This window comes from Pseudomonas sp. ok266, from assembly GCF_900110195.1.
GTDB lineage: Bacteria > Pseudomonadota > Gammaproteobacteria > Pseudomonadales > Pseudomonadaceae > Aquipseudomonas > Aquipseudomonas neuropathica.
Genome location: NZ_FOCU01000019.1, coordinates 41354 through 55345 on the forward strand (window position 1 = coordinate 41354; position 13992 = coordinate 55345).

The 13992-nt window shown below is 57.3% G+C and carries 13 protein-coding genes; 2 read left to right on the forward strand and 11 right to left on the reverse strand.

The features are described from left to right. Positions 1–31: 31 nt before the first annotated feature. The 4 genes from BMY54_RS31105 to BMY54_RS28175 form a co-directional block, all read right to left on the reverse strand. Complete coding sequence (locus tag BMY54_RS31105; RefSeq protein WP_256573993.1) at positions 32–3577, reverse strand: calcium-binding protein; 3546 nt, start codon at positions 3575–3577, stop codon at positions 32–34. Positions 3578–3811: 234 nt separating this feature from the next. Further along, positions 3812–4441, reverse strand: a complete 630-nt coding sequence (locus BMY54_RS28165) for a LysE family translocator (protein WP_038366975.1) — start codon at positions 4439–4441, stop codon at positions 3812–3814. Between the two features lie 90 nt (positions 4442–4531). Further along, the gene (locus BMY54_RS28170) at positions 4532–5881 is read right to left on the reverse strand and encodes an NCS2 family permease (RefSeq protein ID WP_093441681.1); all 1350 of its coding nucleotides are present in this window, start codon (positions 5879–5881) and stop codon (positions 4532–4534) included. Between the two features lie 291 nt (positions 5882–6172). Continuing rightward, positions 6173–6619, reverse strand: coding sequence for a MarR family winged helix-turn-helix transcriptional regulator (locus BMY54_RS28175; protein WP_093441687.1), 447 nt, complete (start codon positions 6617–6619; stop codon positions 6173–6175). Positions 6620–6701: 82 nt separating this feature from the next. Here BMY54_RS28175 and BMY54_RS28180 point away from each other — a divergent pair, with 82 nt between their 5' ends. Next, positions 6702–7868: an aminotransferase-like domain-containing protein gene (locus tag BMY54_RS28180; protein WP_093441692.1), complete on the forward strand. Its 1167-nt coding sequence runs from the start codon at positions 6702–6704 to the stop codon at positions 7866–7868. Positions 7869–8029: 161 nt separating this feature from the next. Here BMY54_RS28180 and BMY54_RS28185 read toward each other — a convergent pair whose 3' ends face one another. The 5 genes from BMY54_RS28185 to BMY54_RS28205 all read right to left on the reverse strand — a co-directional run bounded on the left by BMY54_RS28185 (position 8030) and on the right by BMY54_RS28205 (position 10802). Next, complete coding sequence (locus BMY54_RS28185; protein ID WP_093441696.1) at positions 8030–8401, reverse strand: glutathione S-transferase N-terminal domain-containing protein; 372 nt, start codon at positions 8399–8401, stop codon at positions 8030–8032. 104 nt (positions 8402–8505) lie between these two features. Next, positions 8506–9051 carry a GTP cyclohydrolase I FolE gene (folE, locus tag BMY54_RS28190; RefSeq protein ID WP_003442011.1) on the reverse strand — a complete coding sequence of 182 codons (546 nt, stop codon included), beginning with the start codon at positions 9049–9051 and terminating at the stop codon, positions 8506–8508. Between the two features lie 77 nt (positions 9052–9128). After that, positions 9129–9686: a Smr/MutS family protein gene (locus tag BMY54_RS28195; protein ID WP_038366959.1), complete on the reverse strand. Its 558-nt coding sequence runs from the start codon at positions 9684–9686 to the stop codon at positions 9129–9131. A 74-nt stretch (positions 9687–9760) separates the two neighbouring features. Then, entirely contained in the window at positions 9761–10081 is a 321-nt protein-coding gene (locus tag BMY54_RS28200) for a hypothetical protein (protein ID WP_093441702.1), read from the reverse strand. Positions 10082–10211: 130 nt separating this feature from the next. Continuing rightward, entirely contained in the window at positions 10212–10802 is a 591-nt protein-coding gene (locus tag BMY54_RS28205) for a cysteine hydrolase family protein (protein WP_007914026.1), read from the reverse strand. A 239-nt stretch (positions 10803–11041) separates the two neighbouring features. On the opposite strand from BMY54_RS28205, the gene prmB reads away from it, so the two are divergent. Then, a complete protein-coding gene (gene prmB / locus BMY54_RS28210; RefSeq protein WP_093441705.1) occupies positions 11042–11950 on the forward strand; it encodes a 50S ribosomal protein L3 N(5)-glutamine methyltransferase in 909 nt (302 codons plus the stop codon). A gap of 137 nt (positions 11951–12087) precedes the next feature. Here prmB and BMY54_RS28215 read toward each other — a convergent pair whose 3' ends face one another. After that, positions 12088–12879: a hypothetical protein gene (locus BMY54_RS28215; protein ID WP_093441710.1), complete on the reverse strand. Its 792-nt coding sequence runs from the start codon at positions 12877–12879 to the stop codon at positions 12088–12090. Positions 12880–12978: 99 nt separating this feature from the next. After that, positions 12979–13932 carry an alpha/beta hydrolase gene (locus tag BMY54_RS28220; RefSeq protein WP_093441816.1) on the reverse strand — a complete coding sequence of 318 codons (954 nt, stop codon included), beginning with the start codon at positions 13930–13932 and terminating at the stop codon, positions 12979–12981. Between the last annotated feature and the right edge of the window lie 60 nt (positions 13933–13992).

Genomic DNA, 13992 nt, shown 5'->3' on the forward strand with positions numbered 1-13992 from the left:
GGTTATCGGTTTTTGACGGGTGTGTGGCGCGTCAAGCAGGGGGAACAGTCATCAACGGCGGCTGTGCAAAGAGGGTGAGGTCTTGATGGCTGCACCGATTGACCACTTGCAGTGCTGAGTATTCAACGCGAGATTTGTCTCTGCGCAGGATCCAGCCGTGTGCGGGAAAGTTGTAACTCAGTGCCTCGTGACGATTGTCGGCGAGCACGATGTTTCTCACTTTGATCTCTTGATTGGCCATTGCTGCAAGGGCCTCGGGCAAGTCTTTTGCCGAGTCGGGGTCTTCAAAGAAGCGGGCATCCAGACCATCCAGGTAAACCCTGTCGAAAGAAAGATCGACGGTATGGACAACCCCTTTCTCGGTAATGACACGGACCTGATCGATCAGGTCTTCGCTTTCGTACTCGGGCAAATGAATAATGCAGGTGCCGATGTGCAGCTGGTTATTTTCCAGCCTGATCTCGACCTTGCCGAGTTTCGTCGCGTCGAGGTCCCAGGTGGAAGAGTAAGGCAGTCTGGCAGGGGCGTTCGCGAGTGCTCCCGGGGTAGACAATCTGATCGCTATATCGGCAACCAGATGAATCAGGTAGGTGGAACCAGTACCTTCAAGATTCTGGATCGAGGTTTGCTCGGGGTAGGAAAAAAGCGAACCGCATCCCGCCCTGTCGAATTTGAAGGGTTTGGTTTCAGGTAACTCAAAAGGCGTCTGATCTGTGCGCCGTGGCAGTGGTAGTGAGAGCTGCGTCGTCCAAGTATCAAAATCATTCGGATTATGGCTTTCAAGGGGGCAAACATCGGTTTCCGGTGTCAGCTGCAAATTGACCGTGACGCCACCTTTAAAAATGAGCACGACCCGGTAGTTGGGACGTGCGGCCATGGTTCGCAAGATCCTGATCATGTTTCTGGGGTCAAATCCACCTTCCGCATAGGCGAACAAGCCAAATTTCAGTGTGTTTTGGCCGAAGTGATAAATCAGGTCGCATCCCGCAAAAAGTTCTCCATTTGACTTCTTCTCTCCCGAGGTAAAGTGCGCTTCAACCTGTGTCAGTTCGCTGATGTCGTAATCAAGATGCAGACGAACCACCGCTTCAGCACGTTTCACCAACCGGAGTGTCGTGTTTTTCCTGGACCTTGGCAGGTAGTAACTCGCATCACGCTGATGATCGATCAGGCACTCGGGAGCGTGGAGGATAAGGGGTCTTTCGGGTGTTCCTTTTTTTACAACGACGACTTCGATTTCGAGGTTGTGGCCATTTTCGATGCTGTCGGGCAGGTCGGGGGCGTCAGGCAGTTTTAACGAGTAGCCGTCGCCGGTCATGAACGTGAATTTATTATTCTGCAATACGAAGTTGTTTGCGTCTTTCTTATACAGGCCTTGAATGATCACGACACTTTTCGGGTCGTCCGCAAATGCGAATCGGGAACTGATGATCAGCGCGCCATTCTCGATTGCCCAGCTTTCGATCAGTTCGTATTTCCAGTTGAGCAGAACAATACTTTCTTCTGTGCCGTCTTCGATGATGGCAATACGGCCTGGTTTGTGGTCAATGATGTATTCGTCAATGCCAGCCTCACCCGAGGCTGTTGCTCCGGGATACGTCAGATGGATTTGATCATTTCCGGGCCCCGCATTGATGGTGTCCTGGCCGCGCGAATTAATGATGTTGCGTTTATCCGAACCGGTCACAACACTGATGGCCCCGCTGACCGTTTCAACATTCTCGATACTTTCCAGAAGGCTGTGGAGAGTATATTTTTCACCCTCTTCGGCAGACGGATCGGTTGCGATTACCTGCAGGGTTTGGGCCAGCAGATCGACGTCATAGCCTTTTCTATCGGTGCGGCGGGTGTAATTGCTTCCAGCCAGAACAAGCGTGTCGTTGCCTGCGCCGCCTTTCAGTGTTGAATACTCAGAAATCTGGGCATCCTGTACAAGCAGATCCCCTGCACCCTCGAACACGAAGCGGTCGTCTTTCTCACCCCCGGTCAGCTGTTTTTTTCCCGATCGGTAGTGAAAGCTGTTGGGTTTGTTTTCAACGCCCTTGATTGAGTCCTGGCCCTCGCTGATGAACCAGAGAATGCCCTTGTTTTCGCCAACCGTACCCAACTCTGCACCAGGCGTATCCTTGGAAACCCCGTTGCGGGCGTCAATGATGTCATCGCCTCCCTTGATCTCGGGAACCTGGATCGTTTCCCAACTGTCTCGTTTGGTCCACCAGTTACGCTTGCGCACTCGGGAGGGTTTGAGGTGGACTTCAAACTTGCCATTAACGATGGCTTCAGTTGTGTCCTTTAGTTGCCCATCCAACAGTTTTCTGGCTGTTTCTTTCAATTGTTTCGCGTGTTGGAGCCTGGTTTTTGCCAGCAGATAGCGATTTTGCACGGCCTGGTCAGGGTCCATCATGCAGAACGAAAACCAGCCTGTGCGCCAGCGCTCGTCCAGCGTCAGTTCGATGTAGTCATCAATGTCGTCGACCACGCGTACCGCGCCATAAATTTGCGATCCGATGGCCAGGATTGCTCCAGCTGCAAGCCCGACCGGGCCTGCAAATGAAAAGCCTGCCAACGCTGCCGCACCGAGGATGACCGTCATGGCGGCGCTGGTAATACTCAATCCAGCGCTCACGTAATGGTCCATGGCTTCTTTTCCGACGGCATTTTCAGCGGCATTGATCGATCTGACAGCAGTGAAGATATCGAACGGCAATGTCAGTGCGCCGCCGATCAAACCGCCGGAGCGACCCAGCCTCAGGGCAAACCGTGTTTTGGCAAAATCCATCAGGGCGCCTTGCCCGGCCGAGAGCATATTCGACGCAATTTTGCTGACGGCGATGTCAACAACAATGGAACCCACTTCCGTACCAATACCCAAGCTGTTGATGGCGACTTCGGTGGTGTTGTTTGCTTTGATAGCATCCACCACACCGCGTAAACCCATGAATATGCCGAAAGCTTGAATGCCGACACTCGAACCGAGCGCGGCGTAACTTTTCGCCAGGGACACCCAGCGAGGATTATGTTTGGGCAGGTTTGCGTGATACAGATCCAGTTTCTGTGCAGAATCCAGCAGTTTTACCAATTTGCTACGGTAGTTACCTTCGTCTGTAGAGACTTGCGAACTTTCTCTTATCAGATGAGGGGCCGTCAGTGGGCGTTCGCTGGCCATTTCGAAAAGCAGTGTCGTCAACAAATAACTGTCCTTGCCTGTTGACGATTTCATATGGTGTTCAATGTCGACAGCACTGAACTGCAACGCGTTGATGAAAGATCGCTTGGGTACCCGGAAAAAGGTGCTTTTGCCGCTCAGTGGCTGGCCGTCAAACGTGGCGCCCAAGGCATCAAGTGACACTCGTGTTATTGAAATATTGCCGATTTGCAGCGGGCCGAATACGGAGTCGACTATTTTCAATTGATCGACTTTGCTTTTTACTTTGATGCTGGTTGTTTCATCAGTTTCGGGTTTGAAGTCAATGGTCGAAAGATGATGTTCATTGCTCTCGAAACGCATGTCGGCGATGACGACGGCGTCGGTGATTTCTGCAGTTTCCAATGACGCTTTACGTATCAGGGTGGCCATGTGAACTTCCTTGTTCTGGCGGGTTTTTATTTATTTGAGTCGTGATAGTACTGTCGCCTTTTGAACGATGTACATCAACGGGTTGTTGCTGTGTATTGCGCTTGAGGGATGCAGTTGTGGCGGCGGGGAGATGTCGCGAGCAACACGAGCGGTCGCTGCGAATGCCATCCCTGACCTGGGTTTTTCAAGTCAGGGATGGCTACAGATAAATAAAAAGTTTGTGATCCAAATGTCTCAGTGACTGCTGAGCAACGATGCCGCGCCGGCGCCTCCGAACAAGCCGGCACTGATCCGGTTGAACCAGCTCTGTCCTTTGCCACTGCGCAAGTAACGCGCTGCGCCGTGGGCTCCGAGTCCGTAGGCCAGCTTGCACAGCAGATCCAGCAGGGTCCAGGTGGCGATCATCACCAGCAACTGCGGCAGGAAGGGCTGTTCGGCGCTGAGGAATTGCGGTAGGAAAGCGGCGAAGAACAGGATGTCTTTCGGGTTGCTGGCGCCCAGTACAAAGGCGCGCCCGAACAACGCGCGAAACCGTGGAACGGCGGCAGCTTGTGGCACGACGGCGCCGACCGATGGCTGGCGCGATTGCTGCCAGCTCTGCCAGGCCAGATAGAACAGATAGAGTCCGCCGACGATTTTCAGGGCGCTGAACAGTTGCTCCGATGCCAGCAACAAGGCACCCAGCCCCAACGCCGAAGCACTGAGCAGGCAGATAGAGGCGAATACGCCACCGAGAAATGCCGGATAAGAACGGCGCAACCCATAATTCAGACTGTTGCTGATCATCAACAACGACAGTGGCCCCGGAATCAGGATCACCACCAATGCAGCGCCGCTGAACAGCAGCCAGGTTTCCAGACTCATCACTTTCCTCCTTTTTTTGTTGTACTCAAGAATGTGCAAAAGCCCCACCCGATTGGGTGAGGCTGTGTTGAAGCTTGAACCGCGTGACGCTTACAAGAAGATGAACTTGGCGATGAAGATCGCGCAGAGCACCCACAGGCTCACGGAAATTTCCTTGTACTTGCCGGTACCGGCCTTCAACGCCACGTAGGTGATGAAGCCCAGCGCGATGCCGTCGGCGACCGAAAAGGTCAGTGGCATCATGATCGCGGTGACGATGGCCGGGATGGCGTCAGTGGCTTCGTCCCATTCGATGTGGGCCATGCCGCCCATCATCAGCATCGCCACATAGATCAGTGCACCGGCGGTGGCGTAAGCGGGAATCATGCCGGCCAGCGGTGCGAAGAACATCGCCGCTATAAATAGCACACCTACGGTGACTGCGGTAAGACCAGTCCGACCACCAGCGGCTACACCAGCGGCACTTTCTACATAACTGGTGACTGGCGGAACACCGACCACAGCGCCGAAGACGCTGGACGCACTGTCGGCTTTCATCGCGCGGGAGAGGTTTTCGATACGGCCGTCAGCATTCACCAGGTTGGCGCGCTGGGCGACGCCCATCAGCGTGCCAGCGGTGTCGAACATGTGCACAAAGAGAAAGGCCAGTACCACGCTGATCATGCTGACGTTAAACACGCCGGCGACGTTCATGGCCATGAAGGTCGGAGCCAGACTTGGCGGGGTCGACATGATCCCTTCGTAGTGCACGATGCCCAAGCCCCAACCGGCCAGGGTCACGGTGATGATGCTGATGAGGATTGCGCCGAAAACTCGGTGGTAGCTGAGGATCGCGATCATCAGAAAGCAGATGGCCGCGAGCAGTGGGCTGGGTTCGCGCAGGGAGCCGAGTTTGATCAGTGTGGCCGGGCTATCGACGACGATACCCGCGGTTTTCAAGCCGATCAGGCCAAGGAACAGACCGACGCCGGCACCCATCGCAAAGCGCAGGCTGACTGGAATGCTGTTCAGCAGCCACTCGCGAATCCGCGAGAAAGTCAGGATCATGAACAGCACACCGGAGACGAACACCGCACCCAGTGCAGTTTCCCAGTTGTAGCCCATGGTGCCGACCACGGTGTAAGTGAAGAACGCGTTGAGGCCCATGCCCGGTGCCAGCCCCACTGGCCAGTTGGCGTACAGGCCCATCAACAGGCAGCCCAGCGCGGCGGCGATACAGGTGGCGACGAAGGCTGCACCGTGATCGATCCCGGCATCGGCCATGATGTTCGGGTTGACGAAGATGATGTAAGCCATGGTGATGAAGGTTGTCAGACCGGCAATCAGCTCGGTCTTCACCGTGGTGCCGTGCAAGCTGAGTTTAAACAGACGTTCCAGCAGGCCACTGCGTAATGGCGGCGAGAGGTCCAGCGTCGATGCTTCGGATTTGCGGCTTTCCACAGCGAGTACTCCTCAAGAGTTTTATTGTTATTTCCAGGGCCGGACCCATGAGGGGTGGCAGCGGCCCTTTGAGGCATACGCGAATTTGTTGACCATGCGGTCAGGAACTCGCACGCTGTGGATTATGCTTTTGTGTACAAATAAAGCAAATATTGTTTTTGGTTTTGTTTACGAAAGTTCCGTCGATAGCGATATATCGCCTGCACTGGCCCCTTTGCGAGCAGGCTCGCTCCCACGTTTGGAATGCGTTCCCCTGTGGGAGCGAGCTTGCCCGCGAAGAGGCAGTCCCATTCAATCGAGAGCCGTCTGACTTTTCCCCAGTGCCATATTCACCGCCAACCAGCCATTCACCGCCGCCTCGCCAGCCTCGGCAAACACTCGCTCCAGTAATTTCACCTGCTCACGCCGCAGCGCCTGTTCAAACTTCGCGCCTTCGGCCGTCAATTCCAGCAGACGCTTTCGCTTGTCGGCCTCGGACGCCACGCTGTCGACCAGATGCATTTCCTGTAACTGCCGCAACGGCATGTTCAAGGCCTGCTTGCTCACGCCAAGCAATCCCAGCAATTCCTTCACGCTCAAATTCGGGTATCGAGCGATGAAAAACACAATTCGCTGATGTACCCGCGACAGCCCGCGGCGCTCGAGCATTTCATCAGCCTTGGCGGTGAAGGCTTGATAGCCGAAGAAAAACGCTTCCATCGCCTGTTGTTGGCTCGCGGGGTTTTTAAGGTCAAGCATATTGACGTACTCGCTCAAGCTGTCGTAATTTCAGTCAACCAGTTTGACTCATTTTTCCCATGCCTCGCTACCGGTGACTTCCATGGCTTTTTCCGAACGTGTCGTGCGCCTTAAAAGTTCTTTGATCCGTGAAATCCTTGCCGCCGCCCAGCGTCCGGAGGTCATGTCGTTCGCTGGTGGCTTGCCGGCCGAAGCGATGCTGCCGAAGGTCGAGTGGGCTGACATGCCGCTGTCGCTCGGCCAATACGGCATGAGCGAAGGCGAACCGGCATTGCGCGAAGCCTTGGCAGCGGAGGCGAGGGCGCTGGGCCTGGAGTGCACCGCAAGTCAGGTACTGGTGGTCAGCGGCTCGCAGCAAACCCTCGATCTGGCGGCCAAGCTGTACATCGACAAGGGCACGGAAATTCTGCTTGAAGCGCCGACCTATCTCGCTGCATTGCAGATTTTCCAGCTGTTCGGCGCCGATTGCCTGACCGTGCCGCAAGAAGCCGACGGCCCGAATCTGGCGCAATTGCGCAGTCGTCTCGAACAGCACCGGCCAGCGTTCATTTACCTGATCCCGACGTTCCAGAATCCGTCCGCCGTGCGTTACAGCGAAGCCAAGCGTGCAGCCGTAGCGGCATTGCTCGACGAATTCGGCGTCACCCTGATCGAGGACGAACCCTACCGCGAGCTGACTTTCGATGGCGGCAGCGCCAAGCCGATTGCCGGACGTCTGCAGAAGGCGAGCTGGATCTACACCGGCACCGTGTCGAAAACCTTGTTGCCCGGTTTACGCGTCGGTTACTTGATCGCCAGCCCGGACCTGTTCCCGCATCTGCTCAAACTCAAGCAATCGGCAGATCTGCATACCAACCGCATCGGTCAGTGGCAGGCCCTGCAATGGATCGGCAGCGACAAGTATCAGCAGCATCTGAGCGAGTTGCGCGGCTTCTATCGGCAACGGCGCGATGCCTTCCAGGCGGCGCTGGAAACGCACTTTGCTGATCTGGCCGACTGGAACATGCCGCAGGGCGGGCTGTTTTTCTGGCTGACGTTGAAGCAGCCGCTGGATACGCGAACGTTGCTCAATGAGGCGTTGGCCAATGACGTGGCGTTTATGCCGGGGGAGCCGTTCTTTCCGGATCCGGATAACAACCTTGGGCATTTGCGCTTGAACTTCAGCCACATCGATCCGGCACGACTGGATGAAGGGCTCAAGCGATTGGCGGCGGTGGTGCACCAGGCGCTGCTAGAGAAAGCGGCCTGAAAACAAATAAACCGGCTCGAGGGCCGGTTTATTTTTGTCTGGGATTTGCGGTAGCTGAGAGGGCCCCTTCGCGAGCAGGCTCGCTCCCACAGTGGAAATGCATTCCAAAGGGTGGGAGCGAGCCTGCTCGCGAAAGCGTCAATCAACCCACCACATAATCATCAGACCGCCGCAAACCGCTTATCCAGATAATCAATAATCACCTTGGACTCATACATCCAGGTTGTCTGGCCATTCTCTTCAATGCGCAGGCAAGGCACCTTGATCCGGCCGCCCTGATCCAGCAGCGTCTGACGATCCTGTTCGTTGTTCTTCGCATCCTTCAGCGCCACCGGCACATTCAGGCGACGCAGCGTGCGGCGGGTTTTCACGCAGAACGGGCAGGCATGGAACTGATACAGGGTCAGGCCTTGCGCGGCGGCATTGACCTGGGCCTGAGTTTCGGCAGGACGCTGTTTCTTGCCCGGGCGGGTGATGAAGTCGATGAAGATAACCAGTTGGCCGAGGCCGACACGAAGCGCTTTGACGAACACGTTTAAAGCCTCACGGTGCAAATTGAGAAAGGCGCGCAGCTTACCCGATTTTTCACGGACGAAAAAAAACCGGCGATGAATGCCGGTTTTCTTCGGGCAACGAATTACTTGATGAGGCTGAGGAATTCGCTGCGGGTCGCTGCGTTTTCGCGGAACTCACCGAGCATCACCGAAGTGATCATCGACGAATTCTGCTTCTCGACACCGCGCATCATCATGCACATGTGCTTGGCCTCGATCACCACGGCTACGCCCAGCGCGCCGGTGACTTGCATCACTGCATCGGCGATCTGGCGGCTGAGGTTTTCCTGGATCTGCAGGCGACGGGCGTACATGTCGACGATCCGCGCGACCTTCGACAGGCCCAGCACTTTGCCGCTCGGGATGTACGCAACATGCGCCTTGCCGATGAACGGCAGCAGGTGGTGTTCGCACAACGAGTACAACTCGATGTCCTTGACCAGCACCATTTCGCTGTTGTCGGAGCTGAACAGGGCACCGTTGGTGACCTCTTCGAGCGTCTGTTCATAACCGCGGCAGAGGTACTGCATGGCTTTGGCGGCACGCTTTGGCGTGTCGAGCAGGCCCTCGCGGGACACGTCCTCGCCCAATTGGCCGAGAATCGCGGTGTAATTCTGTTCCAGGGACATGAAACTACCTGTGGGGATTTTCGCAAAGGGCAAGGGTACGGTGGCGGACACAACCCTGCAAGTTCGGTGTAACGCGATTATTCGTCGCGGCCTTCCATCATGGTGCGTTTGAGCATCACGTAAACCGCGCCGGCACCGCCGTGTTTCGCCTGACACGAGCAGAAACCCAGCACTTGGGCATGCTGGCGCAACCAGGTGTTGACGTGGCTTTTGATCATTGGCCGCTTGCCGTCCAGGCGCACAGCCTTGCCGTGGGTGACGCGGACGCAGCGGATTTCGAATTTAGTCGCTTCGGCAAGAAAGGCCCAGAGGGTTTCGCGGGCCTTTTCCACGCTCATGCCGTGCAGGTCGAGGCTGCCTTCGAACGGGATCTGGCCGACCTTGAGCTTGCGCATCTGACTTTCCTGCACGCCGTCACGGGACCACATCAACTCGTCTTCCGGGCCGACATCGATCACGAACTGGTCGGACAGGCCATCCACGGTAGCGGTGTCGGTGCGCACGGTGGCGGACTGGCGCAGCTTGGCGATCTGTGCGCGGTCAGCCTTGGGTTTGCCGGTGTCGGCGCGGTCGTGCTTGATCGGCTTGACGCCTTGGATCGCACTTTTGAACAGGGAAAAATCGTCGTCTTGCATGTCAGCCTCCGCGAAGGGCGGCCAGTTTACCCAAGTCGAAACAAAACGGCCCGGCAAAAAGCCAGGCCGGTGATTCAGTCGTGTTTTTTCATCAGGTGCGGGGACATGTTCAGTTCCCGCGATTGCCGGGCGCGACGCCGGCAACGACGCCACAGCGCCACGCCGAAATACAGAAACAGCAAGCCGACAACCAGAATGATCGCCGAACCCATCGGCGTGGCATTCAAATCACCGAGCGCTGGCGGGCGCCCGAGCAGGCTGGCGGCCCCGGCCATCGCCAGCAGCACACCGAACGTCGCCAGAATGGCGGCAATCGCCGCGCCGAATCGAAAACGCCAGTTGCTTTGGCCTTTGGGCCGCAAGCGGCGTGCGTCAAATCCATCGGATAACTTCATTCCGACCTTCCTCAATGGGTATCGGCCCTTCGACCGGGAGTTGACCGGGTTGTTCCTGAGGCTATGGCATTTGCGGCAAATGAGAGGATTTTGCGGATGAGCGGCGCCGTGAGCCGCTCATCAGGGTCGATCAGATCAGGTCTTGCGTCAGCGCGAGGGTGGCGAAGTTGTCCGCCATGATCGCCATTTCGGCTTCCTGTACCACAGCGGCGCTGAGCACGCGGCCCTTGAACGGCAGGTCGCGGGTGGCGCAGGCGTCTTCGACCAGGGTGCAGCGGAAACCCAGATTCTTCGCCGCACGTACGGTGGTGCTGACACTGGAGTGGCTCATGAAACCGCAGACGATCAGGTCCAGTGAGCCAAGGTTTTGCAAACGGTCCAGCAACTCGGTGCCGTGGAACGCGCTCGGCAGCAGTTTGCCGATAATGGTTTCATCGCCCTGTGGCTCGAGGCCAGGGATGAATTCGCCGCGTTCGCCCTGCGGGTCGAACAGGCCGCCGACGGTGCCGAGGTGACGCACGTGCACGATCGGCCGACCGGCTGCACGGGCTGCGGCAACCACTTGCTTGATGTTTGCGACGGCCGCGTCCATGCCGCTCAGGGCCAGCGGGCCACTGAGATATTCTTTCTGGGCATCGATGATGACCACGGTGGCATGGCTCAGTGTGGCCGCTGCGTAACCGCGACCGCTGAGTTGAAACATCGTTTTTGGAACGGACATTCTGGGGCTCCTTGGGGTGGGGCTTTTGCGACATTGTCCTCTGGCTGAGCGGTTCTGTGAATCGCTACCATCGTAGGCACCGTCGTTATTGGCCTGCAGCCTTGTCAAGTTACACGTTCTGTTCAATAGCCGATGCAAAAAACAGAAAACTCCTACCGTCGGTGCGATGTTTTTCCTGCGTCGTCGTCGCGCGTTTTGGCTGCTAGAATCGCCAGTCGTTTTTTCTGGAGTTCTGCGCCGTGATCACTTCCCGCCTTCGTACCCTGCGTGACCATATCCGTTGGGCCGTCAGCCGCTTCCATGGGGAGGATCTGTTTTTCGGCCATGGCACCGACAATGCCTGGGACGAAGCCCGGCAACTCGTACTCGGCGCGTTGCACCTGCCGTGGGAAATCGCCGACAGCTACCTCGATTGCGCGCTGGAAGACGACGAGTTGGTTAACCTGCAACGCCTGCTCAAGCGCCGTATCGAAGAACGCATTCCCACCGCTTACCTGTTGGGTGAGGCATGGTTCTGCGGCATGTTGTTCATCGTCGATGAGCGCGTGTTGATCCCGCGCTCGCCGATTGGCGAACTGATCGAAAACCGTTTCGCCCCGTGGATCGGCAATGAACCTGCGCGGATTCTCGACCTGTGCACCGGTTCTGGTTGCATCGGTATCGCCTGCGCCTACGAGTTTCAGAACGCCGAAGTGGTGCTGGCCGATCTGTCGTTCGAAGCGCTGGAAGTGGCCAACCAGAACATCGAGCGCCATGGCGTCGATGAGCGCGTCTATACCGTGCAGGGCGATGGGTTTGATGGCTTGCCGGGCCAGCGTTTCGACCTGATCGTGTCGAATCCGCCTTACGTTGATGCGGAGGATTTCGCCGACATGCCGGACGAGTATCAGCATGAACCGGAGCTGGGCCTGGCGTGTGGCGACGATGGTTTGAACCTGGTGCGACGCATGCTCGCTGAAGCGGCGGATCACCTGACCGAGAAGGGCTTGCTGATCGTTGAAGTGGGCAACAGTCAGGTGCACGTTGACGCGCTGTACCCGGAAGTCGATTTCGCCTGGCTCGAATTCGAGCGCGGCGGGCATGGTGTGTTCATGCTGACGGCGGAGCAGTGCCGCGATCATCAGGCGCTGTTCGCTTCCCGCGTCTAATCGGGCTGTATTCCGACGCGGAGCGTGGGAACGATCAAAAGCTTCGCGAGCAAGCTCGCTCCCACAGGTTCGGTGTACGACACAAATCCTGTGGGAGCGAGCTTGCTCGCGAATGGCCGCGACGCGGTTTCAAGCGATCAGCGGTGCGTGGCAATCCAGATCAGCAGCCCCGCCTGAAACACCGCAAACGCCACCAGACAGGTAATGGTGAAACGCAGCCCGGCGTCTTCACGCTTGAACTTGCTGACCTTCTCTTCCTGTTTCTTCAGCTTCACTTCCTGCTCGGCCAGATTCTGTTCGGCCTGCTGAAGCATCTGTGCCGCTTCAAGAATCTCGACGATCTGCAGCTTCTCGCTGTTCCAGTCGCCGAGCAAATCGCCGACCAACACATCCTTGACGCTGCCCTTCAAGTGCTGGGCATCGGCGTACACCACATCAAAACCATGCACCCGCAGGAAATGATCGCGACGCAGGCGGGTGTCTTCGTTCAGCGCGTCCTTGTTGTTCAAGTCCATGCCGTCAACGGTGTAGGTCGGCCAGCGCTTTTTCGCCCAATTGATGCCTTGCGCGGCCATGTAACGGCCGATGCCACGGTTCATTGGTTCGATCTGCAAGCCGCTGTCGGGGCCGAAGTGCACACGTTTGGTCGTGTGATCAACCCACACGTCCAGCTGATTCTGCTCTTTGCGCACACGCTGGCCGGGCAGCTTGATCGTCATGCGCATCAGGCTTTTTTCTTTGCTGTTGCGTTCGGCATAGCCGAATTCGACGAAGCGCAAGGGGCGGCCGCCAGTGTTGCGGTCGGTCTGCAGCGGGGCCAGGCGGAGCATCTTGTGGTGCTCGACGTGGACATCCGCCCACGGCAGCTCGACCGCTGGCGGTGCGTCTTTTTCAGCGGTGGTGTCGGGTGAAGTCGGGGTATCAGTCATAACGGCGAGATCCTGTCCAAGCCCTGCTTGTCGCCAGCCGTTGCGCTGGCGACAAAGGCTTATCGGCCGTTTTTTGCAGGACTAGAGGGTAAACAACCGTTAACGGGTGCGAAGTCCGTCAATAAACTCAATGATCTTCGCGCCAAGTTCCGCCGCCAGTGGCAAATTCGGATCCTTGTACGAAGCCAATTGCCGCTTCATATCGTTGTGGACGATGCGCATGACGTGGTTCATGCCGTCGATCACCGCCAGTTCGGCGTCGGGTTTGGCGGCTTTCAGCGCCTGCGCATCGCCAACGCCGACCTGCATGTCGTTGCTGCCCTGGACGATCAGCGCCGGCATCTTCAATTGCGCGAAGGCTTTCGCGGGATCCTGACGGAACAGCGAAATCAGATACGGCTGCACGCTCGGGCGGAAAATCACCTGCAACGGTTGCGGCACATTGTCGTCAGTGTGGCCGGCCTTGAGGCTGTCGAGCAATTCATTGCTGCGTAGCATCAGCGGAGGTGGGAGGCTGCGGGCCAGTTGCTCGCGGATCACCTGATCGACCGGGCGGGCGCTGCCGGACAGGGAAATCACCGCAGCGGCATCCACTTCCGGCGCGGCGAGGCTGGCAATCAGCGCGCCTTCACTGTGGCCGAGCAGGATCAATCTGCCGAAACGCGGATCGGCCTTGAGCTTCTGCCCCCACGCCACTGCGTCCGCCGCATAGGCCTCCACCGATAAATTGCGCTCATCCGGCGTTGCCGCCAGACTCGCCGCAACACCGCGTTTGTCGTAACGCACACTGGCAATGTTGTGTTTGGCCAGCACCCACGCCAGGCGCTTGAGGCTGTCGTTGCGCCCGCCGTCGGGGTTGTTTCCGTCGCGATCCGTAGGACCGGAGCCAGAAATAATCAGGACAACCGGCACCGGATTGTCGGACTTTGGCAGCAGCAGCGAACCGAAAAGTTCGCCGGTGCCGGTATCCAGAGTGACCGGGCGTTGTAGGACCGTCGCTTGGGCAAAGCCCGTAAAGAGGGTAAGACTCAAGATCAAAACTCGCAGCATCATCACGCCATCATTCGCCAAGGTGCCGGTTGGACTCGCCAGCACCACTAAGGTTCGAGGATG